28 protein-coding genes are annotated in these 23,225 nt (G+C 65.6%); 17 read left to right on the top strand and 11 right to left on the bottom strand.

Annotated elements, in window-relative coordinates; translation table 11 throughout:
• The first annotated feature begins 68 nt into the window (after positions 1–68).
• From CJZ86_RS05325 to CJZ86_RS05335, 3 genes are all read left to right on the top strand, one after another.
• Entirely contained in the window at positions 69–1,625 is a 1,557-nt protein-coding gene (locus CJZ86_RS05325; RefSeq protein WP_094585068.1) for an FAD-dependent monooxygenase, read from the top strand.
• Between the two features lie 57 nt (positions 1,626–1,682).
• Positions 1,683–2,264, top strand: coding sequence for a Uma2 family endonuclease (locus tag CJZ86_RS05330; RefSeq protein WP_094584929.1), 582 nt, complete (start codon positions 1,683–1,685; stop codon positions 2,262–2,264).
• 98 nt (positions 2,265–2,362) lie between these two features.
• A complete protein-coding gene (locus CJZ86_RS05335; protein WP_198960084.1) occupies positions 2,363–4,036 on the top strand; it encodes a protein adenylyltransferase SelO in 1,674 nt (557 codons plus the stop codon).
• Between the two features lie 49 nt (positions 4,037–4,085).
• On the opposite strand, the gene CJZ86_RS05340 is transcribed toward CJZ86_RS05335, so the two are convergent.
• Genes CJZ86_RS05340 through CJZ86_RS17265 form a run of 3 tightly spaced genes read right to left on the bottom strand, consistent with a single transcriptional unit; the run spans position 4,086 to position 5,047 of the window.
• On the bottom strand, positions 4,086–4,439 hold the full coding sequence (locus tag CJZ86_RS05340) for a DUF5615 family PIN-like protein (RefSeq protein ID WP_094584931.1): 354 nt from the start codon (positions 4,437–4,439) through the stop codon (positions 4,086–4,088).
• The gene (locus tag CJZ86_RS05345) at positions 4,436–4,666 is read right to left on the bottom strand and encodes a DUF433 domain-containing protein (RefSeq protein ID WP_094584932.1); all 231 of its coding nucleotides are present in this window, start codon (positions 4,664–4,666) and stop codon (positions 4,436–4,438) included. The genes CJZ86_RS05340 and CJZ86_RS05345 overlap by 4 nt, the downstream gene beginning before the upstream one ends.
• Positions 4,667–4,675: 9 nt before the next feature.
• Positions 4,676–5,047 (bottom strand): DUF3427 domain-containing protein, encoded by a 372-nt coding sequence (locus CJZ86_RS17265; RefSeq protein ID WP_233133860.1) that lies wholly within the window; start codon positions 5,045–5,047, stop codon positions 4,676–4,678.
• Positions 5,048–5,389: 342 nt separating this feature from the next.
• On the opposite strand from CJZ86_RS17265, the gene CJZ86_RS16485 reads away from it, so the two are divergent.
• Both CJZ86_RS16485 and CJZ86_RS05355 read left to right on the top strand, forming a co-directional pair.
• On the top strand, positions 5,390–5,632 hold the full coding sequence (locus CJZ86_RS16485; protein ID WP_143594041.1) for a hypothetical protein: 243 nt from the start codon (positions 5,390–5,392) through the stop codon (positions 5,630–5,632).
• Positions 5,616–6,056, top strand: coding sequence for a putative toxin-antitoxin system toxin component, PIN family (locus CJZ86_RS05355; protein WP_094584934.1), 441 nt, complete (start codon positions 5,616–5,618; stop codon positions 6,054–6,056). Before CJZ86_RS16485 ends, CJZ86_RS05355 begins: the two co-directional genes overlap by 17 nt.
• 14 nt (positions 6,057–6,070) lie before the next feature.
• On the opposite strand, the gene CJZ86_RS05360 is transcribed toward CJZ86_RS05355, so the two are convergent.
• Positions 6,071–9,223: a DEAD/DEAH box helicase gene (locus CJZ86_RS05360; protein ID WP_094584935.1), complete on the bottom strand. Its 3,153-nt coding sequence runs from the start codon at positions 9,221–9,223 to the stop codon at positions 6,071–6,073.
• Between the two features lie 406 nt (positions 9,224–9,629).
• Between CJZ86_RS05360 and CJZ86_RS05365 the strand changes: the two genes are divergently transcribed.
• Positions 9,630–13,298 (top strand): PDDEXK family nuclease, encoded by a 3,669-nt coding sequence (locus CJZ86_RS05365; protein ID WP_198960079.1) that lies wholly within the window; start codon positions 9,630–9,632, stop codon positions 13,296–13,298.
• Positions 13,299–13,398: 100 nt separating this feature from the next.
• Here the strand turns inward: CJZ86_RS05365 and CJZ86_RS17590 are convergent, their stop codons facing one another.
• From CJZ86_RS17590 to CJZ86_RS17595, 3 genes are read right to left on the bottom strand one after another with little or no spacing between them, the layout of a single operon-like run.
• Positions 13,399–13,506: an HIT family protein gene (locus CJZ86_RS17590; RefSeq protein WP_143594053.1), complete on the bottom strand. Its 108-nt coding sequence runs from the start codon at positions 13,504–13,506 to the stop codon at positions 13,399–13,401.
• Positions 13,507–13,512: 6 nt separating this feature from the next.
• Positions 13,513–13,755: an HIT family protein gene (locus CJZ86_RS17085; protein WP_143594042.1), complete on the bottom strand. Its 243-nt coding sequence runs from the start codon at positions 13,753–13,755 to the stop codon at positions 13,513–13,515.
• Complete coding sequence (locus CJZ86_RS17595) at positions 13,656–14,012, bottom strand: HNH endonuclease (RefSeq protein WP_158219507.1); 357 nt, start codon at positions 14,010–14,012, stop codon at positions 13,656–13,658. Before CJZ86_RS17595 ends, CJZ86_RS17085 begins: the two co-directional genes overlap by 100 nt.
• Here CJZ86_RS17595 and CJZ86_RS16935 point away from each other — a divergent pair.
• Both CJZ86_RS16935 and CJZ86_RS05375 read left to right on the top strand, forming a co-directional pair.
• Positions 13,905–14,354, top strand: a complete 450-nt coding sequence (locus tag CJZ86_RS16935) for a hypothetical protein (RefSeq protein ID WP_198960089.1) — start codon at positions 13,905–13,907, stop codon at positions 14,352–14,354. The genes CJZ86_RS17595 and CJZ86_RS16935 overlap by 108 nt on opposite strands.
• Positions 14,338–14,610, top strand: coding sequence for a BrnT family toxin (locus CJZ86_RS05375; RefSeq protein ID WP_094584937.1), 273 nt, complete (start codon positions 14,338–14,340; stop codon positions 14,608–14,610). The genes CJZ86_RS16935 and CJZ86_RS05375 overlap by 17 nt, the downstream gene beginning before the upstream one ends.
• A 19-nt stretch (positions 14,611–14,629) precedes the next feature.
• On the opposite strand, the gene CJZ86_RS16940 is transcribed toward CJZ86_RS05375, so the two are convergent.
• On the bottom strand, positions 14,630–14,884 hold the full coding sequence (locus CJZ86_RS16940; protein WP_158219509.1) for a hypothetical protein: 255 nt from the start codon (positions 14,882–14,884) through the stop codon (positions 14,630–14,632).
• A 325-nt stretch (positions 14,885–15,209) separates the two neighbouring features.
• Between CJZ86_RS16940 and CJZ86_RS05385 the strand changes: the two genes are divergently transcribed.
• From CJZ86_RS05385 to dcd, 9 genes are all read left to right on the top strand, one after another.
• A complete protein-coding gene (locus CJZ86_RS05385) occupies positions 15,210–15,407 on the top strand; it encodes a type II toxin-antitoxin system RelE/ParE family toxin (RefSeq protein ID WP_198960080.1) in 198 nt (65 codons plus the stop codon).
• Positions 15,408–15,411: 4 nt separating this feature from the next.
• Positions 15,412–15,723 (top strand): HigA family addiction module antitoxin, encoded by a 312-nt coding sequence (locus tag CJZ86_RS05390; protein WP_094584940.1) that lies wholly within the window; start codon positions 15,412–15,414, stop codon positions 15,721–15,723.
• A gap of 308 nt (positions 15,724–16,031) precedes the next feature.
• The gene (locus tag CJZ86_RS05395) at positions 16,032–16,265 is read left to right on the top strand and encodes a DUF433 domain-containing protein (RefSeq protein ID WP_094584941.1); all 234 of its coding nucleotides are present in this window, start codon (positions 16,032–16,034) and stop codon (positions 16,263–16,265) included.
• Entirely contained in the window at positions 16,262–16,615 is a 354-nt protein-coding gene (locus tag CJZ86_RS05400; protein WP_094584942.1) for a DUF5615 family PIN-like protein, read from the top strand. The genes CJZ86_RS05395 and CJZ86_RS05400 overlap by 4 nt, the downstream gene beginning before the upstream one ends.
• 323 nt (positions 16,616–16,938) lie before the next feature.
• Positions 16,939–17,145: a 2-oxoisovalerate dehydrogenase gene (locus CJZ86_RS05405; protein ID WP_094510596.1), complete on the top strand. Its 207-nt coding sequence runs from the start codon at positions 16,939–16,941 to the stop codon at positions 17,143–17,145.
• On the top strand, positions 17,142–17,387 hold the full coding sequence (locus CJZ86_RS05410) for a type II toxin-antitoxin system HicA family toxin (protein WP_094584943.1): 246 nt from the start codon (positions 17,142–17,144) through the stop codon (positions 17,385–17,387). The genes CJZ86_RS05405 and CJZ86_RS05410 overlap by 4 nt, the downstream gene beginning before the upstream one ends.
• Positions 17,388–17,653: 266 nt before the next feature.
• Positions 17,654–19,204: a class I adenylate-forming enzyme family protein gene (locus tag CJZ86_RS05415; protein ID WP_094584944.1), complete on the top strand. Its 1,551-nt coding sequence runs from the start codon at positions 17,654–17,656 to the stop codon at positions 19,202–19,204.
• Positions 19,194–20,501 carry a hypothetical protein gene (locus tag CJZ86_RS05420; protein ID WP_094584945.1) on the top strand — a complete coding sequence of 436 codons (1,308 nt, stop codon included), beginning with the start codon at positions 19,194–19,196 and terminating at the stop codon, positions 20,499–20,501. The genes CJZ86_RS05415 and CJZ86_RS05420 overlap by 11 nt, the downstream gene beginning before the upstream one ends.
• 34 nt (positions 20,502–20,535) lie before the next feature.
• Entirely contained in the window at positions 20,536–21,060 is a 525-nt protein-coding gene (gene dcd / locus CJZ86_RS05425; RefSeq protein ID WP_094584946.1) for a dCTP deaminase, read from the top strand.
• Between the two features lie 33 nt (positions 21,061–21,093).
• Here the strand turns inward: dcd and ahr are convergent, their stop codons facing one another.
• The 3 genes from ahr to CJZ86_RS05440 all read right to left on the bottom strand — a co-directional run bounded on the left by ahr (position 21,094) and on the right by CJZ86_RS05440 (position 23,119).
• Positions 21,094–22,128 carry an NADPH-dependent aldehyde reductase Ahr gene (gene ahr, locus CJZ86_RS05430; RefSeq protein WP_286145693.1) on the bottom strand — a complete coding sequence of 345 codons (1,035 nt, stop codon included), beginning with the start codon at positions 22,126–22,128 and terminating at the stop codon, positions 21,094–21,096.
• An 83-nt stretch (positions 22,129–22,211) separates the two neighbouring features.
• Positions 22,212–22,487: a hypothetical protein gene (locus tag CJZ86_RS05435; RefSeq protein ID WP_190611547.1), complete on the bottom strand. Its 276-nt coding sequence runs from the start codon at positions 22,485–22,487 to the stop codon at positions 22,212–22,214.
• A gap of 26 nt (positions 22,488–22,513) precedes the next feature.
• Positions 22,514–23,119: a rhodanese-like domain-containing protein gene (locus tag CJZ86_RS05440; RefSeq protein WP_094584947.1), complete on the bottom strand. Its 606-nt coding sequence runs from the start codon at positions 23,117–23,119 to the stop codon at positions 22,514–22,516.
• Between the last annotated feature and the right edge of the window lie 106 nt (positions 23,120–23,225).

Below are 23,225 nucleotides of genomic sequence, written 5' to 3' on the forward strand. Positions count from 1 at the left end.
GACCGAGCCCCGGGGTGCGTTTAGTGTGCCCCGCGCTGGCCCTCACCAGCTCGACCCGCCCGGGCGCCATGCCGTCATCCCTTCCCAGCCAGACCTGCGTGCTCGTGGTGGGGGCGGGTCCCACCGGCCTGCTGCTGGCGGGGGAGCTGCAGCGCCGCGGCGTTCCCAACCTGCTGATCGACGCCCGCGCCGAAGCCCTGCACTGGGACCGGGCCACGGTGATCCACCCCCTCTCCCTGGAGATCTTCGAGGCGCTGGGGCTGGTGGACCGGTTTCTCGAGGCCGGCTGCCGCCAACGGCGGATCCTGATCCACGCCGATGGCCAGCGGCTGGGGGAACTGGATCTGGCCGAATGCGGCAGCCGCTTCGGCTTCAACCTCGGCCTCTCCGAAGAGGTGACCGAAACGATCCTCACGGACCACCTCGAGGGGCAGGGGGGCACGGTGCACCGTTCCTGCCGGCTGGTGGGTCTGGAGGCCCACGGCGACGGGGTGATCGCCACATTGGACGGCGATGGGCTGGAGCAGACGGTGCAGGCCCGCTGGGTGGTGGGTTGCGACGGGCTGCGCAGCACCACCCGCGCGCTGAGCGGCCTGGACTTCGAAGGCCATGGCATCGCCCGGCCCTGGGCGGTGTTCGATGCGGCGGTGGAGGGCTGGGCCGAGAGCCACGAGGTCAACGCGGCCTACCTCGATGCCTCGCCCCTGATCCTCACGGCCCTGCCCGACGAGCGCTGGCGGGTGTACCTGCGGCCCGCCGCCGAGGAGGGCGATCTGGTGGCCGAGGCCGCCGCCGTGCTGGGGCGCTACCTGCCGGAGGCTCGCTTCAGCGGCGTGGAGAACCCCAGCCGCTTCCACTGCCATAGCCGGGTGGCCAGCGCCTTCCGCGCCGGGCCCGTGTTCCTGGCCGGCGATGCCGCCCACGTGTGCTCCCCGGCCGAGGGGCACGGCATGAACTGCGGGCTGCACGATGCCGCCAACCTGGCCTGGAAGCTGGCCCTGGTGCACCAGGGGGCCGCAGATCCCGCCCTGCTGGACAGCTACGAGCAGGAGCGACGTCCGGTGGCCCAGCAGATCTGCCGCTCGGGCGATGCCACCGAGCAGGCCCACGGGCTGCAGGAGAGCGGTGAGCGTGCCGCCCGCGACCGGGCGATCGCCGCCATGCTGGCCAACCCGGTGGCCCGCCAGCAGGAGGTGGTGGCGGAAACCGAGATGAACGTCAGCTACGCCGGCTCGGCGATCATCGGCGGTGGCGGCAGCCAGCCCTTTGGTGCCGGACAGCGGTTGTCCACCACGATCGCGCTGCCGCCCGGGGCCGGCGCGTCCCTGCTCCACTCCCTCACCCACCGTTGCGGCCACACGCTGCTGCTGCTGGCCGGCCTGGAGACGCCCCCGGAGGCCATCGCCGAACTGCAGGCCGAACTTGAGGCCGACCGGTCCGCCGGAGCGGTTCCGCCGGCGCTGGTGGAGGCGGTGGTGACCGTACGGCTGGAGGAGGCGCCCAGGCTGGGCCTGGGGCCCATCACCCTGCTGGCGGTCCGGCCGGACGGCTTCATCGGCGTGAGGGCTGACGTCGATCACCGCAGCGCGGTGCGGCGGTATGGGGGGCTGGTGATGGGCCGCTGAGGCGGCCGCCTGAACCCTGCCTAGGATCGAATGAACTGTTTGCGCCTCCGCAGGGCCATGCTCACCCTGCCCCGCCAACTCAGCGAAGCGTTGCGGCTCACGCCGGCCCAGTTCGCCGAACTCTGCGCGGCCAATCCGGAGGCGGTGCTGGAGCTGGCGGCGGACGGGCGTTTGATCGAGATGACCCCTGCAGGCGGCGAAACCGGACGGCGCAACAACCGGCTGGCGGTCCAACTGGGTCTGTGGGCCCGCAACCAGCCCGGCTGGTGCGTGTTCGACAGCTCCACCGGTTTCCTGCTGCCCGATGGCTCCGTGCTGAGTCCGGATGCCAGTGCCGTGCGGCTGGAGCGCTGGCAGGCCCTCTCCAGCGAAGCGCGCCAGGGTTTTCCGCCCCTCTGTCCGGATCTGGTGGTGGAGCTGGCCAGCCCATCCGACCGGCTGCTCGACCTGCGCCGCAAGATGGCGACCTACCAGGCGAATGGGGCCCGGCTGGGCTGGCTGCTGCTGCCCGAAATCCGTGGTGTGGAGGTGTGGCACGCCAGTGGCGAACCGCAGCGGCTGGAGGGGCTGGCGGTGTTGGACGGGGAGCCGGAACTCCCCGGGCTGCGGCTGGATCTGGCGGAGCTCTGGGACGACTGACGGGTGATCCGTCACCGTGCGGCTTCTGCTCGCCAGGATGGTGACCCCAGCGACAGAGATTCGTGCAGACAGCCGTGCCGACAGCAGCGCCCACGACCGTGCTGACGAAAACCTTCGCGGACTTTGCCCAGCGGGCCGACTATTCGCTGCTGGATTCCCTGCGGGCGGATCCCCAGGCCACCGCCGATGGCCACGATCACCGGCCCCGCCAGGTGTTCTCCGGCCATTACGTGCCGGTGACGCCAACGCCGCTGCCGGCGCCGGAGCTCGTGGCCCACAGCCGCACCCTCTTCGAGGAACTGGGCTTGGGCGAGGCTCTGGCCCACGACGCGTCGTTCTGCCGCCTGTTCTCCGGCGACATCACGGCGGCCCAGGAGCCGATGCGGCCCTATGGCTGGGCCACCGGTTATGCGCTCTCGATCTACGGCAGCGAATACATCCAGCAGTGTCCGTTCGGCACCGGCAATGGCTACGGCGATGGCCGGGCCATTTCCGTGTTCGAAGGCGTCTTTGGCGGCCGGCGCTGGGAGATGCAACTCAAGGGCGGCGGCCCGACGCCCTACTGCCGTGGCGCCGATGGCCGCGCCGTGCTGCGCTCCAGCGTGCGCGAGTTTCTGGCGCAGGAGTTCATGCACGCCCTGGGGGTTCCCACCTCCCGCTCGCTGACGCTCTATGTGTCCCGATCGGAAACCGTGCGCCGGCCCTGGTATTCGGCGAACTCCCGCTCGTTCGATCCCGACGTCCTGGTGGACAATCCGGCGGCGATCACCACCCGGGTAGCCCCCTCCTTCCTGCGGGTCGGCCAGCTGGAGCTGTTCGCCCGCCGCGCCCGCAGCGGTGCCCATCCGGAGGCGCGCAACGAGCTGCGGATGATCGTGGCGCACCTGATCGAGCGCAACTACCGCCAGGAGATTGATCCGGCTCTGGAGTTCGCTGATCAGGTGGTCGAACTGGCGCGGTTGTTCCGCGGACGGCTCACGTCCCTGGTGGCGAACTGGATGCGGGTGGGCTACTGCCAGGGCAATTTCAACAGCGACAACTGTGCGGCGGGGGGGTACACCCTCGACTACGGACCCTTCGGCTTCTGCGAACTGTTCGACCCCCGCTTCCAGCCCTGGACCGGCGGCGGCCAGCATTTCAGCTTCTTCAACCAACCGGTGGCGGCGGAAGCCAACTTCCAGATGTTCTGGGCCTCCCTGAGGCCCCTGCTCGAGGGCAACACAGAGGCGCTCGCGCGGCTGGATGAGATCCGTGAGGGCTTCGCTGAAGCGATGGGCCAGGAGCTCGACGCGATGTGGGCCAGCAAGCTCGGCCTGCTCCGCTACGACGCCGAGCTCGTGCAGGACCTGCTGCAGTTGATGGTGGCCTCCAAGGCCGACTACACGATCTTCTTCCGCAGGCTGTCGGATCTCCCCGAGCACGTCTCGGCCCTGCAGGAGAGCTTCTACCTGCCCTGCTCAGAGGAGCTCGATGGGCAATGGACGAGCTGGCTGCAGCGCTGGCGGCATCTGATCACCAGCAATGGCGACCCCCGCGACACATCGGCAGCGATGAAACGGGTGAACCCCGCGGTCGCCTGGCGCGAATGGCTGATCGCCCCGGCCTACGAACAGGCGGCGCAGGGCGATTACGGCCTGGTCAGGGAGCTGCAGGAGGTGTTCCGCCATCCCTACGACGCGCTGCCTGCGGAGCTGGCGGCGACGTATGACCGTCTGAAGCCCAGGGAGTTCTTCAACGCCGGAGGGGTGTCGCACTACAGCTGTTCGTCCTGAAGGGCGCTCAGGGCAGCACCCGCGAACTGCGCCTGACGCCGAAGATGGTTCAGGGCTTCGCTCCTGGGCTGAGCATCAGGAAGCCAGCTTCCGGATGGTTTGAAAAATCCTCGATGGCAGCAGCATGGTCCAACAGCAGGGCGGCAGTTGAAGCATTGCCGGCGTTGCCGATGGCCAGGCAGATCACCTTGGGCGGGAAACCTCGGCTCATGCTGAGACGAAGAAAGTCCTCGTCCTTGGTCACCAGGAGGTCGCCGTCAGCACGGGCCCGATCCCAGATCGTCAGATCATCGGCTCCCCCAAGCCCGAGAAGCCGCACATGCCCTGACTCAGGAAACCGATCCGAGAGCAGAGGCAGCAGTCGCTCCGACAGGTTCTCATCCAGGAGCAGGCTGACGCTCACGCGGCGGTGGTGAGGCTGATCAGCAGGCGTTCACGATCGGCCGCATAGGCCAGGCAGGCCAGCACGTCGTCATGGGTGAGCTGTGGGAAATCCTCCAGCAGTTCGTTTTCCTTCATGCCGCTGGCCAGATACCCGAGAACATCCCCCACCGTCAGCCGGGTGCCCCGCACGCAGGGCTTCCCGAAACGCACGGCAGGATTGATAGTGATCCGTTCGTGGACATCCATGGTTGAACGCTAAACCGCCAACGCCAGCTCCGGCACGAACGCCGCCGGAATCGCCCGCTGCAGCCCCCAGCGAATCGCCATCGGCCGCTCGCCCTCGTGGCTCACGTAATCCGCAAACCCCAGACACAGGAACCGCAGCGTCACCCCGCCGCGCCTGTTCTCCTCCCGCATGAACAGCAGCACCCGGCTGGCGCGCTTAACGTGGTGGATGTATCTCTGCCCGGTGGCGGACGCTTCCCGGGTGAGGCTCTGGCTCTCCCAGTGGAACTCCCACGGGGAGATGGCGACATCGTTATAGAGGGTGATGGGGGAGAACAGGCGCTCGGATTTCTTGAGGGTGATGAAGAAGACGTCGCACTGGGTGGCTTCATCAAAGAACACCCCCTCGCGGCCTGAAAAGGGTGGGCCTCGTTCAACAGCCCGAAGGCGGCGAACACCTCGGCGCGGGAGTAGCGGCCGTGGAGTTTGAGGGGAATGGGGGGCGGATCGGCGCGGCCCCAGTCGAGCGGCGTCACCAGGTGGTCGGTGCGCTCGATCAGCAGCGCGAACAGCTCCACCAGCTCGGCGCGGAGGTCGGCGGCGGCCCTGAGCCGGACGAGGGCCTCGGCCAGGGGCAGGTGCTGCCCTGCAGGCGGCGGATCTGCTCGCGGCGTGGCCTGTGGGCTGTACCTCTGGGTGGAGATGCCGGCTACCCTCAGAGGCAAGCATGGTTGGGGTGCACGCTTGACCACCATTGAGATCACCCTCCCTGATGCGCTAGCGGCGGAAGCCAGCGGAGCTGGTCTGCTGGCGCCAGAAGCGATTGAGCGCCTGCTGCGGGCCAAGCTGGCCTCAGACCGCATTGCCCGTCTGCAAGACGCAAGGGCTGCTCTTGCTGCTGACCCGCCGGAGGTGCTGACCAGGCAAGAGATCAACGAGGAGATCAGCGCTTACCGCAAGGGGCAACGACTTGCGGCTGGTTCTTGACACCAACACGGCTCTCTCTGCCCTGATCTGGCAGGGAGTTCCCGGGCAGCTCATGGATGCGGCCGTTGTTGGGCGGGTTCAGCTGATCAGTACCGTTCCTCTCCTCGCCGAGTTGGAAGGCGTGCTGCAGCGACCGAAGTTCAGAGAGCCCATTTTTCGGCTTGGTGTAAGGATTGCCGATCTGTTTGATGGCTATGCCGTCCTGGTTGAGCGCGTGGAACCTGCTGATCTGGGAGGTCCCGTCAGTAGGGATCCCGACGACGATCAGGTCTTGGCTGCGGCCGTTGGTGGTCTCGCCGATCTGATCGTCTCTGGCGATGACGACCTCTTGGCCTTGGGCAACTTTCAAGGGATTGCGATTGTTCTTGCCAGGGAGGCCATGAGGCGCCTGCAGGAACCAGAGGGCCAAAGGGATACGCCTTGATCAGCTCCACGCCCTCAAACCGCCAACGCCAACTCCGGCACGAACGCCGCCGGAATCGCCCGCTGCAACCGCCAGCGAATCGCCATCGGCCGCTCGCCCTCGTGGCTCACGTAATCCGCGAACCCGAGGGAAAGAAACGGCAGCGTCACCCCGCCGCGCCTGTTCTCCTCCCTCACGAACAGCATCACCCTGCTGCCGCGCTCAACGTGATGGATGTATCTCTGCCCGGTGGCGGAAGCTTCCCGGGTGAGGCTCTGGCTCTCCCAGTGGAACTCCCACGGGGAGATGGCGTAATCGTTGTAGCGGGTGGTGGGGGAGAACAACCGCTCGGATTTCTTGAGGGTGATGAAGAAGACGTCGCACTGGGTGGCTTCGTCAAAGAACACCCCCTCCCGGCCGGGGAAGGGGCGAGCCTCGTTCAAGAGCCCAAAGGCGGCAAACACCTCGGCGCGGGAGTAGCGGCCGTGGAGTTTGAGGGGGATGGGGGGCGGATCGGCGCGGTCCCAGTCGAGCGGCGCCACCAGGTGGTCGGTGCGATCGAGCAGCAGCGCGAACAGCTCCACCAGTTCGGCGCGGAGACCGGCGGCGGCCCAGAGCCGGACGAGGGCCTCGGCCAGGGGCACGTGCTGCCGGCCACTGCCCCAGAGCTGGGCCATCAGCATGCGCCAGCTGCGCTCGGTGGCGGGATCGAAGCTCGCCGGATCGGGCGCGATGGGCCGCTGCAACTGATCCGCCAGCCAGCGCAACTGCTCCGGGTCGTCCAGATGCAGCAGCCCGCCGGCGATCCCCCGCCCCAGCCGCTCCTCATCGCCGCTGGCCGCCGCCGCCGCCACCCACCCCAACTCCCGCTGCAGCAAAGCCCACGATCCCGCCACCTTGTAAAACTCCCCCAGCTCCATCCCCAGCCCCTCCAGCAGCCCCGCCAGCGAACAGCGCCCGAGGCGGCGCGCTTCCGCCAGCAGCTGGGGACGGCGCGTGGGTAGCGACTCGCGCAGATTGGCAAGCACCCGCTCGCTGGACACCCGATCGAGCTGCAGGCTGCAGCCGGCCGGCAGGAAGGGAAACCCGTCTTTGATCTGCTGCTCCAGCTGGTCGCGGGTGCCGCCGAGCAGGGCGCGGTAGCGCAGGTCGAAGCGGAAGTTCCGGTGGGCCTGGCCGATGAAGTCGAGAACGGTGAGGCAGCTCTTGCCCCGGCAGAGGCGCAGACCGCGGCCGAGCTGTTGCAGGAACACGATCGCGCTCTCGGTGGGCCGCAGGAACAGCACCGTGTCGATCTCGGGGATGTCGAGGCCTTCGTTGAACAGATCGACCGCGAACAGGATCTGCAGCTCGCCGGCGCGCAGGCGGCGGATCTGCTCAGCGCGCTGCTCCCGGGGGCTGGAGGCATCCAGGGCCGCGGCGCGCAGGCCGGCGGCCACGAACTTGCGGGCCATCCAATGGGCGTGCTCCACGCTCACGCAGAAGCCCAGGGCCCGCATCGCCTCCAGGTTGGTGACCTTGTCTGCCAGTTCGCGCAGGATCAGGCGCAGGCGGGCGTCGTCGGCGGTGTAGAGGTTGGTGAGAGCTTCGCTGGCGTAGCCATTGCGGCGCCATTCGATCTGCGACAGGTTGGTGCCGTCGTGGAGGCCGAAGTAGTGGAACGGGCACAGCAGGCCCTGCTCCAAGGCGCTCCAGAGGCGCAGCTCGGCGGCGATGCGGCCGGCAAACCAATGGAGGATGTCCTCGCCGCCGGTGCGCTCGGGGGTGGCGGTGAGGCCCAGCAGCAAGGTTGGCGCCAGGTGGCGCAGCCAGCGCTCGTAGCTGGCGGATGCGGCGTGGTGGAACTCATCGACGATCACCACGTCGAACGTGTCCGGCGCCAGGTCCCCCGGATCCAGCCCAGCGAGCGACTGCACCGAGGCGAACACATGGCGCCACTGGCTGGGGCGCTGGCCATCCACCAGCAGCTCGCCGAAGGAGCCATCGCGCAGCACCTGGCGGAAGGTGGCGAGGCTCTGCTGCAGGATCTCGCGCCGGTGGGCCACGAACAGCAGGCTCGGGTGGCCCGGACCGGCCTGGCGGGCGTAATCGAGGGCGGCGATCACGGTTTTGCCCGTGCCGGTGGCGGCCACCACCAGGTTGCGCCAGCGGCCATGGAGGCTGCGCTCGGCCGACAGCTTGTCGAGGATCTCCTGCTGGTAGGCGTAGGGGCGGATGTCGAAGAAGCTGAGCGGGGTTGCGTCCGCCGCTGAATCCCCCGCCGACTCCTCGCGCACGGCCCGATCAAAGCGGCGCTGCTCGATTTCGCTGGCCCGGTAGGGCTCGAACTCGCCCTCCTCCCAGTAGCTCTCAAAGGCGGCCTGGAACTTGGCCAGGATGCCCTCGTTGTCGTGGGCGGAGAGGCGCACGTTCCACTCCAGGCCGTCGTGCAACGCAGCAGTGGAGAGGTTGGAGGAGCCGATGTAGGCGGTGGAGGCAGGTGTGGCTCCCAAGAGACCAGGCCGATGGAACAACCACGCTTTGGCGTGCAGGCGGGTACGGCGGGTGTCGTAGCTGACGCGCACCTCGGCGCCATTCGCCACCAGCCAATCGAGGGCTCGGCGGTCGGTAGCGCCCAGGTAGACGGTGGTGAGCACCCGCAGGGAGCGGCGGGGCTGGGCCTGCAGGAACGCCGACAGCGCCGGCTGGAGCAGGCGCAGACCGCTCCACTTGATGAAGGCGCAGAGCAGGTCGATCCGCTGGGCGGAGGGGACTTCGTGGATCAGCGCCTGCCCCACCGACGGTTCGCCGCTGGCGTTCACCAGCAGGGTGCTGTCGGCCAGGGGGATGAGCGGGCCAATGGTTTTGGTCTGGCCAGGCAGGCGAGCTGTGGATCGGATCTCCAACAGCAGCCGGCCGGAGGGGTGAAGAAGGTCGCCTTGGGAGATGGCGCGGGGTGCATTGCTCTGGAGCAGGCCCACCAGTTGGTTCACCAGGGCCAGCTGGTGCTCAGGGGTGGCGCCTCCGCTCAGGTGAGCCAGGGCAATGCGGGCCAGACCCGCCAGATGACGGGCCAACAGGCGCGGGGCTTCTTTGGGATCAAGGCCGTCGGTTTCGACCAGGGTTTCATGCAGGTGGCGCAGCTGCTGCTCCAGGCCCTCGGTGAGAAGTTGTTGGTAGAGGCCGGCGGGTGGTTCCTGGTCGGGCATGGGTATCGAGGCGCCTGAGGCTGCCGTAGATCGAAAGGAGCAGGTTCGATTTGTGACGATGTTATTCGGATTCGAATAGCTTCCGCGTGGATCTCAAAGTCCAAACAGGGATTAATGATCTTTCAAGAGGTCTTCTGTTGCTAGGCTTGTTAGAGTCTGTGACTTATGCAGAAAGTCCAGAGCCATAATGGGTGTTATGCAGAACCCGTCCAATTAGGAGTTAGGCTGCTCTGGCGTTATCGCGCATCACATTCCAACAAGAGGGGTCTTGCGAGTGATTATTAATGAGAACCAGCTGGACGAGTGGGTCCGCGGTAACGCACGAGAGGCTCAAGGTGTAATTGTTGAACTTGTATGGCGCTTAGTAGCTGCTTCATCTCCTAAGCCAAGAGAGCGTCGGTTCCCCTTGGGTGATGCTATTGGCCAGCACGGACCCGATGGGCTTTTGGATGTAGATCTCGCATTCGATCCATTCGTCCCAGAGGGCCGCTCGTTTTGGGAAATAGGAACAGGGCTAAATGCTGGCGCAAAGGCCACCTCCGATTACGGCGACCTACTTAAAGCAATACCAGAAAGTACCCGGCTTGAGTCCACTTTTGTGTTCGTTACGCCCCTTTCGGGACGGAGGGACTGGGAACATACATGGAAAGAGGATGCGCAGGGGGCGTGGCTTGAAGTGCGTCGTGCGAAAAATGAATGGCGGGAAGTTCGCGTCATTGATGGAACGAAGCTTATCGACTGGATTCATCAGTATCCTCCCGTAGAACTCTGGCTGGCGCAGCGGACAATCTGCTTGCCCGTTCATCAGCTCGACACACCAGAGCAGCGTTGGAACTTGGTTCGCACTATCGGAGAGCCGCCACCCCTTACGCCCAAACTTTTTCTGACGTGTAGGGATGACGTTTGCGCAAAACTTGACGAAGTAGTGGCTGGAACAGCTGTCCAGCTTAAGTTAGAAACGCACTTCCCTGATCAGGTAGTCGACTTTGTGTCTGCGTACTTGGCAAACCTAGATGCCGAGAATCATGCAGATGCGGCTGGGCGATGCCTTGTTGTTTCCGGCGCCGACGCATGGAATGCTATATGTTCTCAGAAAGAGAGGTTCATCTTAATTGCTGACTCCACGCTTGATTTAAGCGGCGAGATCGGCACAAAGCTGATCCAAAAAGCTCGAAGGAATGGGCACGCTGTAATCTTCGGCGGGCCAGCGGGTGGCATACCTGACCCTACAAGTGTGTCGCTACGACCGCCCCGATCACATGATGTCCGGGAGGCGCTGGAGCAGGCGGGATACGGCGAGGAGCGGGCCCGCACGTTGGCGCAAAAGAGTGGTGGTCACCTTGGCTCATTGCTCAGATGTCTTCAGAATCTCTCTCTCATGCCTGAATGGGCTGAGGGCTCCGTTGCCTCTGAATTGGCTATCGCGGCATTGCTCGGCGCCTGGACCGATGATTCAGATGCCGACAGAGCGGTGGTGGAGGACCTATCGGGAAACTCCTACGGGGAGTGGATCGGCAAGATGCGTGAGGTTGCGCTTCGCCCGGGCACTCCCCTGACTCAGCGAGCCGGAAAATGGCGGTTTGCGGCCCGCTATGAAGGGTGGTATGCCCTTGGTCCGAAACTCTTCGACGATCATTTAGTGCGCTTGCGGAATGTAGCGGCTTATGTATTGACGGAGAAGGACCCCCAGTTCGAGCTTCCTAAGGAAGAGCGATACGCAGCGAGAATACAAGGTAAAGTTCTTACTCATTCATGGCGCTTACGAAGCGGCCTCGCAGGGTCGTTAGCCTTGTTGGGAAGCCATCCTAAGGCACTCTCATCTTGCACACATGGGAGAGCCGAGCTGACAGCGGTTTTGGCGGTCCGCGACATACTTGCTGACGCCGATTGGGAGCGTTGGGCCAGCCTTGGCGATCTGCTTCCCCTACTTGCAGAAGCTTCGCCGGAAGAATTCCTTAGCGCCATGGAGAAGGCACTTGCTACAAGGCCGTGCCCCTTCGATCTTGTCTTTGCTGAAGAAAGCGATGGTGTTACGGGTCGCACCTACATGAGTGGCGTACTCTGGGCTTTGGAGACTTTGGCTTGGGACCCGAGTCACTTATACCGCGTCGTGATCTGTCTAGGAGAGCTTGCCGAACGAGACCCGGGTGGCAATTGGTCCAATCGTCCAGCAAATTCTCTGTCCACGATCCTATTGCCATGGTTGCCTCAGACATGCGCACCGGTGGACAAACGTGCGGCAGCTATATCTGGATTGCTCACCGAGGTTCCAGAGATTGGATGGAATTTGCTCGTTAGCCTACTTCCTCAATCGAAATCAACTTCACCTGGCACGAGTAGGCCCGCTTGGCGCCAGACGATTCCCGAAGACTGGTCGAAGGCTGTAACTCGTCGTGAGTACTGGGAGCAAGTTGAATTATACTCAAATATGATGATCGAGACGGCCAGGCTTGACCGTAAGAAGCTGGAGATATTGATAGATCATATTGAGAGCCTGCCCCCATTGCCACGAGAGTGCCTTCTGGACCATCTGAGTTCTGATGCAGTGATCAGGATGCCGGAAAGTGATCGAATGAGACTATGGAATGCGCTTGTCGATGTAGTCACGAAGCATAAGAAGTTTTCTGGCGCTGAATGGGCGATGGGGCCGGACCAAGTCGACAGGATTACCTCTGTTGCTGAACGCATGTCACCAGATGCGCCAGCCTTCCGGCATCAACGGCTTTTTGGTGAGCGTGATTCTGAACTGTATAAGGAGAAGGGAAACTACGACGAGCAACATAATGAACTCGAACTTTCTCGTCAACGAGCCGTAGAGGAAGTCGCGATGGGCGGAGTACAGGCTGTGCTTGAATTCGCGGAGACAGTCCAGTCGCCTTGGCGCGTTGGAATAGCCTACGGTGTTGTGGCAGGTCCGGATATGAATAGCGTCATTTTGCCCGACTTGGTGGAATCCGAACAGAAGCAGCTTTGTCAGTTTGCAGGTGGGTTTGTTATTAGCAGGTTTCGCATCGGTGGTTGGCAGTGGGTGGATGGTATCGATACAACGCGATGGTCTTCATCTCAGATCGGGCAGTTTCTCTCATTTTTGCCCTTCGCACAGGGAGCGTGGGAGCGCTCCGCACGTCTTCTTGGGTCGGATGAGGTTTCGTATTGGAGCAAGACGAGCGCGATTCCCTATCAGACGGATACGGGCCTCGAACACGCAATCGATGAGCTTGTTCGTTACGGACGTCCTATTGCCGCACTGAGGTGTCTCCATAAGATGTTGCTTGATAAACAGCCGCTTGATGGTGAGCGTACCGTGCGGGCATTGCTAGCAGCATTGGAATCGACCGAGAGAATGCACTCACTGGATGCCTATGAGACAGCAGAGCTCATCAAGGCTCTGCAGCAAGATCCGACCACGCAGCCTGAAGACTTGTTCCGAGTCGAATGGGCGTATTTGCCCCTTCTCGGTCGACACAATGATTGTGCTCCGAGATTGCTTGAGCGACGCTTGGCGACAACACCCGCCTTTTTCTGCGAAGTGATTCGTCTCGTCTTCCGATCTAAAATCGAAGAACGACTATCTGAAGATATGACGGAGGAAAGAAAAGGAATCGCAGGCAACGCCTATCGCCTCTTGAACGAGTGGCAGACGCCACCAGGCTTGCAAGTGGATGGCACCTTTGATGGTGCCGCTCTTGGTCGATGGCTGGATGCTGTCAAGGAGGAGTGCGCGGAGACTGGACATATTGAGATTGCAATGACGATGATTGGCCATTCGTTGATTCACGTGCCGTCGGATCCCGACGGATTGTGGATACATCATTCAGCCGCTGCGGCTCTGAACGCAAGGGATGCTGAGGACATGCGAAATGGATTTCGTACTGAGCTGTACAACTCTCGCGGCGTGTACTGGGTTGATCCCACCGGCGCGCCAGAGAGAGAACTGGCAACGAAGTATCGCGCGCAGGCCGAAGCTGTCGAGAATGCTGGATACCATCGATTGGCAACTACTCTTCGAGAATTGGCGGCGACATATGAGCGTGACGCAGATGGCGCGGCTTCCAGAGATCGCATTGATGAGTGACCCGCGCTTAGTAATCGCCTGTAACGGACATACCGTTGTGCACCTAGAGGCTGAAACTTAGCTTTCTACAAGCATATTCAATAGGCTTTCCTATCAGCAATCACCCCCCGAACGTCTCCGCGGGGGGACTTGTCATCACCTCTCGCCTCGGGATCAGATGCCAATGCGCATGAAACGCCGTCTGCCCCGCCGCCTCGCCTGAGTTCAGCCCCCCTCAGGCGTTGAGCCAACCAGCCCAGTCGCTGATCGTCGCGTCCTGGGCGCCCAACTGCTCCCGCCGCAGCTTCAGCAGCTCCACCACGGCGTTCCACTCCGGCTGGTGCAGCTCCAGCCCGTCGGCCCCATGACGACGCGGGATCACCAGGCTGTGCCCCTCGTTCTCCAGCAGCAACCGGCCGCTGCCCTCCAGCGCGCAGAATACACAGCCCGCGTCGCGGTGGCCGTCGCTGGCCTGCACACCGCGGAAGTCGGTGCGCCCTCTTGCGTAGGCAAACAGCCGTCGCGCCTGCCGGCGTTGCAGCGGAAGCAGAACGCCCGCAGGTTGCTGATGGCGTCGGAGCCGCCCTGGTTCTTGGGGATGATGTGGTCCACCTCCAGGGCCCGCTGATGCTCGTGAGCGCCGCAGCACTCGCAGCGGCCCCGGGCGCATCGGTGAACCGGGTATTTCACCGAGCCGCTGATCGGGCTGCGGTGGCGGCTGCGGTGGGCAAACACCTCTTCGCCGCGCTGCTCGCGGTAGGCATCGAGGCGCTGGCGGCAGAGCTCCAGCAGCGCGCCGCGCTCGCCATCGCTCAGCTCGTCGCCGCCGACCAGGCTGTCGTGGCCATCGCCTTAGGCGGTGATGCCGTTGAAGGAGAAGCCGGCCCACCATGCGCTTCCCAGGATCCGTCGGGCCACGTTGTGCGCCTGGGCGGGGGCATGGGGCATCCTGGCGGGGTGAGACGGGGGGTGGCACTTGCCTTTCGAGGTTCTCTCTGCTCTTTCACCATGCTCACCCAGCTCGCGGATTCAGTCAGCGGCTCCACCCCAGCCACGCAGGGTGGTGATCCGCTTTGATCCCCTCAAGCGGCTGCGGACTCTGGAGCAGCGAGGCCTGGACTTTCTCGATGCTGAACGCGTCTTTGCCGGGCCGACGCTGGAGTTTGAAGACCGCCGGCGCGACTATGGTGAGGTTCGGACTGTCTGCCTGGGTCTGCTTGAGGGTCGCATGGTCGTGATCATCTACACCCAGCGTTCCTTTTTCCGTCAGGTCATTTCGATGCGTAAGGCCAATGCAAGAGAGCAACTACGTTTTCGCCACCACTTCTCCTGATGACCCGATTCGCTCGGATCTACAGCGTGTGGATGCGCATGTGATCCAGCCTGAAGAGTATGCCGAGATTCCGGAGATCACGGATGACGATCTGGCACGTGCTGTGATCAAGGGGCCGCGCAAGCTCGATCAACCTCAGTAACGTTGCTTCCGCCTCGATCACCCCTGAGCCCCACTCTCGGCCGCTCATGTTCCCCCTGTCGCTCAACTCGTCGCCGCCGATCAGGGCGTAGGCACCGTTGCCAAAGCGGGTGATGCCGTTGCCGGTGTGCACCCGACCCACCACGCGCTTCCCAGGATCCGCCGGGCCATGTCCTGCGCGGGGGCGGGGCTGAGGCGGCCCAGCAGCTCCATGAGCATCAGCGGTTGGTCGATGGGGATCCTGGCGAGGGTGAGAAGGGGTTGGCACTTGTAACAGGAGCAACACAGGCAAGCCAGGCCGCCATGTCAGCGCGTGATCCCCTTCGCCCGGCCCCACTGCCTGGCGTGCCTACGTCCGGCGGGGGTAAGGTAACGGTGTTATCAGGTCGTTTCATTGCCGCGACACCCAGGCCCTCTTTGAAGGGAAGCCAGGGCGCCGCTTTGGAAGCTTCGCTCGTGTGGCGTCCCGCAAGCTCGCCATCCTCGACGCCGCCGGATGCCTCAACGATCTGCAGATCCCACCGGGCAATCGCCTGGAGCCGCTCAGGGGGAACCGCCATGGCCAGCACAGCATCCGTATCAACGACCAGTTCCGGCTCTGCTTTGTCTGGACGGACGCCGGGCCAGAGGAGGTCGAGATCGTTGACTACCACTGAAGTGATGCTCGTGCCCCCGGGCGAGGTGCTGCTGGAGGAGTTTCTGCGGCCCATGGGAATCAGCCAGTACCGGTTGGCGCTGGCGATCGGTGTGCCGGAGAGCCGCATCAACGCGATCGTGAAGGGCAAACGGGCCATCACTGCCGACACCGATCTGCGCCTGTGCCGTTTCTTCGGCCTGAGCGAGGGCTTCTGGCTGCGGATGCAAGGGAGCCACGATCTGAAGCTGGCGAAGCAGGCCCTGGAAAGCGTGCTGCCGACGATCGAGCCAATTCAGTCAATGGTGCGAGGAGGGCTTGCGGTTCAGTGCCAGTAGCTGGTCGCGCTCAGCGTCGCTCAGCTCTACTGCTAAGCAGAAGCCTTCGGCTGCGCCGCCCACCAGGGCGTAGGTGCCCTTCTCGCAGCGGGTGATGCCGTTGAAGGTGAACCCGGCCCACCATGCGCTTGCCAGGACCCGGCGGGCGATGTCCTGTGCGGGGGCGGGGGCATAGGGGCATCCTGGAGCGGGTGACGGGGGTGGCACTGGTGAGGGGAGAGGCCTAGAAGATCCCCATGCCAGCGCCACAACCAGCCCACGGTCGTGATCTGGTGTCCCCCTTAGGCTGGGGAAGCCAGGAAACCGTCATGACAGACCAGCTTGGGCGCATCACCCTCAACCCTGAGATCTGCCATGGAAAACCAACCATCCGCGGCTTGCGTTATCCCGTGGAGATGGTGCTCGAACTGTTGTCAGCTGGGATGAGTGCGGCTGACATTCTTGCCGATTATCCAGATCTCGAGGCTGAAGACATCACGGCAGTGCTTGAGTACGCAACCCAGCTTTCCCGAATTCAGCGGGTTGATCTCCTTTCTGCATGAGGATCCTGCTGGATGCCCAGCTGCCACGATCTCTCGTTCGGCCGCTGGAGCAATTGGGTCGCGACGTCCTGCACACCCTTGATCTACCTGATGGAAATCGCAGCGCCGACAGCATGATTTCCTCCATTGCCGACAGCGATGGGAGAGTTGTCTTCAGTAAGGATGCGGATTTCGTCCGTAGTCATCTCTTGCGCGGCACTCCCGCCAGGCTTCTGCTTGTGGCCACGGGCAACATTGGGAACCAGGAACTCACCGCCCTGCTGCTTCGTGTTCTGCCGGAACTGAACCGGCTGTTTGAAACCCATGTCCTCATCGAGCTGAGTCGGAAGGCATTGGTTGTGAGGCATTGAGCGTCAGTCACCTCCGCGCCGAACAGGTATCTGACCACAGAGCTCCTGGGCCTCCTCTCGGCGATCGTGTGCCGCAGGCGCTCGGAGGTGTCGGAGGGCGGCGGGGGCATGGAGTGATGGTGGCGGCTTCCGGGCGAGCGGGCCAGGTCTGGTTTTGGGCGGCCCGTCAGGCCATCGCCCCTGCTGGGACCCCTTCTCGCGTGGGCGTGATGCGGCTCCAGCCCACCCGTCTCAGGGGTGTGGCTGTGCCGCCCCAGACCCTTTGCCCAGACAGGGGCAACTTCCTGCCCACCACTGCAAGACTGGTGCCACTGGAGGGCGCCATGCAGGAAATCCTTTTCGTGGTCGAGGAGGCGGAGGATGGTTCCTTCCGGGCCAGCGCAGCTGCCGCGGCGATCCACACCGAGGCCGACACGCTTGAGGACCTCCACAGGGAGATTCGCGACGCCGTTGTCTGCCACTTCGATCCCGGCCAGGCGCCACCCCTGATCCGCCTCCATCACGTGAGGCAGGAACTGCTGGCCCTGTGAGGATTCCGCGGGACGTCAACGGCCAGCTCCTGGCCGAACGCCTGCGGCGCCATGGCTACGTGCTGACCCGTCAGACAGGTAGTCACATGCGGCTGAGCCGAAGCTCTGACGGCCAGCAGCAGCACCTCACCATTCCTGCCCACAAGCCCCTGAGGGTCGGCACCTTGCGGCAGATCCTCAAGGACGTGGCCAGCCAACTGGGCTGCTCGATGGAAGAGGTGATCGGCAGCCTTGATTTTTGAGGGCCGGGCTACGGCGCCTGAGCAGCTCGATGAGCATCAACGGTCGGTAGATGGGGCTCATGCACATCCGCTCGGCGATGAACTGCCGCAGGCGCTCGTAGGTGGCGGAGGGGGGTGGGGGCATCCTCGCTGGGCTGTGGCGGGGGCGGCACTGGTGGAGGAGAAGCCCCGGCGATCTCCTGGCCCACGAATGCTCCCCACCTCTCTCCCCGCAGCCGCGGCGCGACCCCAAACCGCTGCCAGAGTGGGCGGGCTTACGGCATTCCATGCCCCACCACGGCCCGCCCCTGGCCCCACCGATCGACCTGGACCGCCTCCTGGAGGCCGGCCTGGGGCGCGATCCGAAGGCAGCGGCACTGCAGGATCTGGACCACAGCATCAGCTGGGCAGAGCTCGAGCGGCAGGCGGAGCAGCTGGCCCGGGCCTACCAGCGGCTGGGGCTGCGGCGGGGCGACCGGCTCGCCTCCCTGATCCCCAACCGGGTGGAGCTGGTCGTCCACTACCTGGCGGGGCTGCGCAGCGGCCTGGTGCTCACCCCGCTCAACTACCGCTATGTGTCCCCGGAGATCGACCATGCGCTGACGGTGAGCGGCGCCGCGGCCCTGGTGTTCCACGGCGAACGGCTGGCCGATGTGCAGGCCAGTGCCGTGGCGGGCGGGCTGCCCCTTGGCTGCCATCGCATCGACGATCCCACCGGTTTCGAGCCCCTGCTGGCGGCGGCACCCGCTGGCGGCGAGGCCCCGCCCTGGCCCGACCTGGACGCGGACGATCCCTGCTTCCTCTTCTTCACCTCCGGCAGCACCGGCCGGCCCAAGGGTGTGACCCACAGCAGGGCCAGCTTTGCCGCCGTGCTCACCTCCCTGATCCAGGCCGTCGAACTGCGGGCCGGCGAGGAGGTGCTGGCCGGCAGCTCCCTGGCCCACCTCGCCTCCTGTGGCCTTGTCCTGGCTGCCCTGGCCGCCGGCGCCTCCGCGGCGATCGCCAGCCGCATCGATGCGGCCACCGTGGAAACCCTGCTGCGGCGCCATCGGCCCTCGGTGCTGCTGATGCTGCCCGCCGCCCTGTTCGAGCTGATGCGGGATGACCAGCTCCAGCCGCCCGATCTGGGTTCGGTGCGCCTCTGCATCAGCGGCGGCGACAAGGTGCCCCATCAGCTGCAGGAGGAGTTCCGCCGGGCCGCCGGCTTCGGGATCGACGAATGCTTCGGCATGAGTGAGATCGGCTACGCCACCCTGGCGCCCCCGTCGGGCCCGAACCGGATCGGCTCCGTCGGCCGGCTCTGCCCGGGGTTCAGCGCCAGCCTGCGCGACGAAGACGGCACCGAGGTGGCCGCGGGCGAGCAGGGGCGCCTCTGGATCCATGCGCCCTCCCGGATGCTGGGCTACTGGGACAACCCCGAAGCCACCGCCGACACCATTCGGCAGGGCTGGCTGGACACCGGCGATGAGATGCGCATCGACGCCGACGGCTACTTCTGGTTCTGCGGCCGTCGCAAGCAGATCATCGTCCACGACAGCTCCAACATCTGCCCCCAGGAGGTGGAGGAGGCGCTCTCGGAGCACCCCGCCGTGGATCTGGTGGGGGTGATCGGCATCCAGGACCCTGTGCACGGCGAGAACGTGCGGGCTTACGTCACCCTTCGCCCCGATCAGCCCGCCCCCAGCGAAGCCGTACTGATCGCCTTTGCCCGGGCCCGCGTCGGCTACAAGGCGCCGGAGGAGATCCGCGTGCTGGAGCAGCTGCCGCTCACCCCCGTGGGCAAGACCGACCGGCTGGCCCTGCGGCAGCTGGCGGCGGAGGGGCTGCATGCCGGTTGAGGCCTCCCTGCTCGACTGGATCGGCAACCGCGGGCGCCGCTGCAGCGTCGGCGAGGCGACCGCAGGCACCGGCCTGTCCCTGCAGGAGGTGGAGCCGGGGCTGCTGGCCCTGGTGGCCGAAGTGTCCGGTCGCCTGCAGGTGGCCGAGGACGGCACCCTGCTGTTCGTCTTCCCCCCCGCGCTGCGGATGCGGCTGCTGGCCCTCAGCGGCCGCCGGCGGCTGCAGGCCCGGCTGCAGGCGGCCCTGCGCCTGGCCGCCCGCCTGATCCGGCTCAGCTTCGGCCTGGTGCTGCTGCTGGTCACCACCCTGGTGGTGCTGATCCTGCTGGTGCTGCTGATCGTGCGGCTGTTCAGCAGCGACGACGGCGACGATGCCGGCCTGGCGTTGCTGCAGGGGCTGGCCCAGGTGCCCCTCTCGATCCTGGATCTGCTTGCCTCCGGCATCCGGGCCCCGGCGCGCGGGGGCTCCGCCTCCGTCACGCCCCAGCAGCTGTGGAGCCTGCTCTGGGACCTGCCCGGCGAGGGCGCCGATCCAGCCGCCCTGGGCTTCCTCAGCGCCGTGTTCTCGATCCTGTTCGGCGATGGCGATCCCAATGCCCGCTTCGAGCCGCAGCGCTGGCGCCGCATCGGCGCCTTCCTGCGCAAGCGCGGTGGCGTGGTGATCGCCGAGGACCTCGCCCCGCTGCTCGATCTGCCCGACTGCCCCTCCGATCCCGACCGCCGCCGTGACCTCGCCGATGCCGCCATGCTGCCGGTGCTGCTGCGCTTCGATGGCCGCCCCGAGGTGAGTGAGGACGGGGACCTGGTCTATGGCTTCCCCTCCCTGCCCGCCCGCGCTTCCCGCGTTGATGGGCCGGTGCCGCCGCTGCGCGAACGGGCCTTTCGCTTCAGTCGGGCGGGACGCGGGCAACGGGTCGCCTATGGCCTCATCGTCGGGGCCCTGCTGGTGCTCGCGCCGTGGCTGCTGGCGATCACGCCCGCCTGGCTGCCCTCCGTGGCTTGGCTGGCCCGATTCGCCATCGGCTACGCCCTGTTGCTGCTGCTCCTGCCCCTGGCCCGCCTGCCGCTGCAGCACTGGCGCAACCGTGCCATCGCCGCCCGCAATCGGCGCCGCCAGGCCTGGGCCGAGGCGGCCCGCCACGCCGATCCCCAGCTGAAGCGCCGCCGTGCCGTCGCCCGCCGACTGGGCGCCACCGAGGCTGGCCGGCCGGCGCCGCGGGTCGTGTACGACAGCGGCCGCGATCTGCTGGAGCAGTCCATCGACGACCTGGACGCTGGGCCCCGGCCGATCGCCTGAGACAATCCACGCTCGCCTGTGCCCAGCCAAAGACATGTCCGTTCTCGGCAGAGAGGCGATCCTGCAGGCGATCGAAGCGGGCGCGATCGGGGTCACGCCCTTCGTTCCCGAGCGGCTGGGCCCCGCCTCGCTCGACCTCACCCTCGCCCCCACCTTTCGCGTGTTCCGCAAGGTGCACGAGGTGATCGAGGTGCGTGAGCACACCGACTACCGGACGCTCACCGAGAAGATCGTGGTGCCCCACGGCGAGCACATCCTGATCATGCCGGGCGAGACGGTGCTCGGCATCACCCAGGAGCGGCTGCGCCTGGGCCCCGGCCTCTGCGGCTGGCTGGAGGGCCGCAGCCGTTTCGCGCGACTGGGCCTGATGGTGCACATCAGCGCCCCCTTCATGGGGCCGGGGATCGACAGCCAGCAGGTGCTGGAGATGAGCAACTTCGGTCCCGCTCCGCTCGCCGTGCATCCAGGCACCGCGATCTGCCAGTTCGTGTTCCAGAAGCTGCAGGGCATCGAGAGCTACGCCGGCCGCTTCGCCGGCCAGACGGAGGATTCCTTCTGAGCCTCCCCGGTTCGTGAGGCTGGCAGGCGGGCCTCACCCCAGGTCGTTGATCAGCACGATGCGGTAGCGGGCTTTGCCGGCGCGGAGGTGATCCAGGGCTTCATTCGCCTTGGACATGGGAAAGAACTCCGTGGTGGGTGCGATGCCGTGGCGACAGCTGAAATGCAGCATCTTGTCGGTGGTGGATGGGCTCCCCAGGGGTGAACCGGAGAGGCTTTTCTGCCCGAGAATCATCGGGAAAGCGGCCAGGGCGATCGGTTCAAGGACGGCCCCCACGGTGTGCAGCCGGCCCTTGGGTTTGAGGGCGGCGATGTAGGTGTTCCAGTCGAGGTTGGCGTTGGTGGTGTTGAGGATGAAGTCGAAGCTGCTCGCCGCCCCTGCCAGTTCTTCGGCGTTGCGGGTGTTCAAGGTGCGATGGGCGCCCAGCTGGAGCGCTTCCTCCCGTTTCGAGTCGCTGGTGGTGAAGGCGGTGACGTTGCATCCCCAGGCCCGCAGAAACTTCAGGGCCATGTGACCCAGACCGCCGATCCCGATCACCGCCACGCTGTCGGTGGGTTGGATGCCGAGCTCAACGATCGGGTTGAAGACGGTGATCCCACCGCAGAGCAGGGGCCCGGCCTTCTCGGTGTCCAGCCCTTCCGGCAAGGGAGCCACCCAGGTCCACTGGGCCCGCACCCGCGTGGCGAAGCCACCGTGACGCCCGACGATGGTGGCCTCGGCTTTGAGGCAGAGGTTCTGGTTGCCGGAAAGGCATTGATCGCAGGCACCGCAACTGCCGGAAAACCAGCCCAGCCCAACCCGATCGCCGATGCTCAGGCGCTTGGTGTGCTCCCCGAGGGCGACCACCCGGCCGATCACTTCGTGGCCGGGAACAAACGGATAGGCGGTCATGCCCCACGCGTTGTCGAGCATCGAGAGATCGCTGTGGCAGATGCCGCAGCTCTCGACGGCGATCTCCACCTCTTCGCTGCCCAGCGGGCCCGGGGTGTAGGCAAACGGTTGGAGCGGTTGCCCGGCACCGGGGGCAGCAAGGGCCTGGATCGCTGCGGTCATGGGATCGGCGGGCATGGAAACCTGGGAAGCGAGCCTAGGCAGAGCGGTCCATCCCTGTCCGCCTCAACCTTGACGTGACCCCCATCCAGCCCGTCGCCTCAGAAAATCCCCAGCGTCTTCTTCTTGCAGTAGCCCGCCCCGATGTTCATCCAGCCCGAGAGACAGGGCTTGCCGTTGGTGGGCCGCACCTCGTAGTAGATCGGTGAATTGCAGTGCTGCTTGAGGTCGTTCACATATCCCAGCGGGCATTCGTTGTAGCCCGGCAGCTTGGGAATCCGCTTCTGGGCCAGTGCCGGGCCCGGAGTGAGCAGAGGAGCGCTCAGCAGCGGCAGGACCATGAGCCCGGCGGCCAGGGCGAGGGGTGGTTTCGGCATCGTTCTGCTCCTCACATCTTCAGACCCTAGGAACCGCTGGCCGGCGGCGCCTTCGTGACGACGGGCTCATAGCCGAGGGGGAGAAGGTTCCAGTCGCCGTTGAAGACGTGCACCCGCCGGGTGGCCTTGCCTCCGGCTTCGAATGGCAGGCCGGCATGGGCCCAGGCCAGGGCGCTGCCGGCCAGATTGCGCACCGCGAAGCCCCGGCCCCTGAGCTCCCGGGTGTAGAGGCCGCTGCGCAGGCCGATCGTGCAGTAGGGAACCACCAGCCAGGAGCGGTAGCGGGCGCTGTCGCGCTCGAAGTCCTCCTTGGTGATCGCGCCCGGCAGCATCGAGACGCGCCGTTCGTGGGGCTCGCGCACATCGACCAGCACCGCCGGACGGTCCTTGGGCCGCGCCAGCCACTCGGCCACGGAGATCTCCGGCTGGCCGGGAAACAGCAGCCGCTTCATGCCCCCGTAGCGGCGCCCCACCTCGGCCGCCAGCACGCTGTCGGCGGTGCCGAGGGCCGGCCCACCGCGGCCCACGCCGAGCCCATGCAGCGCCAGCCCGATGGCGACGGCGGCCGTGGCGGCGACGCTGGCGGCGACGACGACCACGCGCCCCCGCCGGCGCCGGCCCGGGGCCGTCATCGCAAGGGGATCTCCTGGCACCGGCCGTTCCATGGCCCCAGCCTGGCGCGGGGGCGGCCATGGCGGCAGCGTCTCCATGTCGTGTCGTTTCGCCCCTGGCCCCCAG

This window comes from Synechococcus sp. BO 8801, assembly GCF_002252675.1.
In the GTDB taxonomy this organism is placed as follows: Bacteria; Cyanobacteriota; Cyanobacteriia; order PCC-6307; family Cyanobiaceae; genus Cyanobium.

Excerpts from the sequence above, each read along its gene's own strand:
- CJZ86_RS05325 (WP_094585068.1), top strand. The coding sequence starts at position 69 with ATGCCGTCATCCCTTCCCAGCCAGACCTGCGTGCTCGTGGTGGGGGCG.
- CJZ86_RS05330 (WP_094584929.1), top strand. The coding sequence starts at position 1,683 with ATGCTCACCCTGCCCCGCCAACTCAGCGAAGCGTTGCGGCTCACGCCG.
- CJZ86_RS05345 (WP_094584932.1), bottom strand. The coding sequence starts at position 4,666 with ATGGATGTCCACGAACGGATCACTATCAATCCTGCCGTGCGTTTCGGG.
- CJZ86_RS05360 (WP_094584935.1), bottom strand. The coding sequence starts at position 9,223 with ATGCCCGACCAGGAACCACCCGCCGGCCTCTACCAACAACTTCTCACC.
- CJZ86_RS16935 (WP_198960089.1), top strand. The coding sequence starts at position 13,905 with ATGCTCGTGAGCGCCGCAGCACTCGCAGCGGCCCCGGGCGCATCGGTG.
- CJZ86_RS05390 (WP_094584940.1), top strand. The coding sequence starts at position 15,412 with ATGCTCGTGCCCCCGGGCGAGGTGCTGCTGGAGGAGTTTCTGCGGCCC.
- CJZ86_RS05395 (WP_094584941.1), top strand. The coding sequence starts at position 16,032 with ATGACAGACCAGCTTGGGCGCATCACCCTCAACCCTGAGATCTGCCAT.
- CJZ86_RS05400 (WP_094584942.1), top strand. The coding sequence starts at position 16,262 with ATGAGGATCCTGCTGGATGCCCAGCTGCCACGATCTCTCGTTCGGCCG.
- CJZ86_RS05405 (WP_094510596.1), top strand. The coding sequence starts at position 16,939 with ATGCAGGAAATCCTTTTCGTGGTCGAGGAGGCGGAGGATGGTTCCTTC.
- CJZ86_RS05415 (WP_094584944.1), top strand. The coding sequence starts at position 17,654 with ATGCCCCACCACGGCCCGCCCCTGGCCCCACCGATCGACCTGGACCGC.
- CJZ86_RS05420 (WP_094584945.1), top strand. The coding sequence starts at position 19,194 with ATGCCGGTTGAGGCCTCCCTGCTCGACTGGATCGGCAACCGCGGGCGC.
- dcd (WP_094584946.1), top strand. The coding sequence starts at position 20,536 with ATGTCCGTTCTCGGCAGAGAGGCGATCCTGCAGGCGATCGAAGCGGGC.
- ahr (WP_286145693.1), bottom strand. The coding sequence starts at position 22,128 with ATGCCCGCCGATCCCATGACCGCAGCGATCCAGGCCCTTGCTGCCCCC.
- CJZ86_RS05435 (WP_190611547.1), bottom strand. The coding sequence starts at position 22,487 with ATGCCGAAACCACCCCTCGCCCTGGCCGCCGGGCTCATGGTCCTGCCG.
- CJZ86_RS05440 (WP_094584947.1), bottom strand. The coding sequence starts at position 23,119 with ATGACGGCCCCGGGCCGGCGCCGGCGGGGGCGCGTGGTCGTCGTCGCC.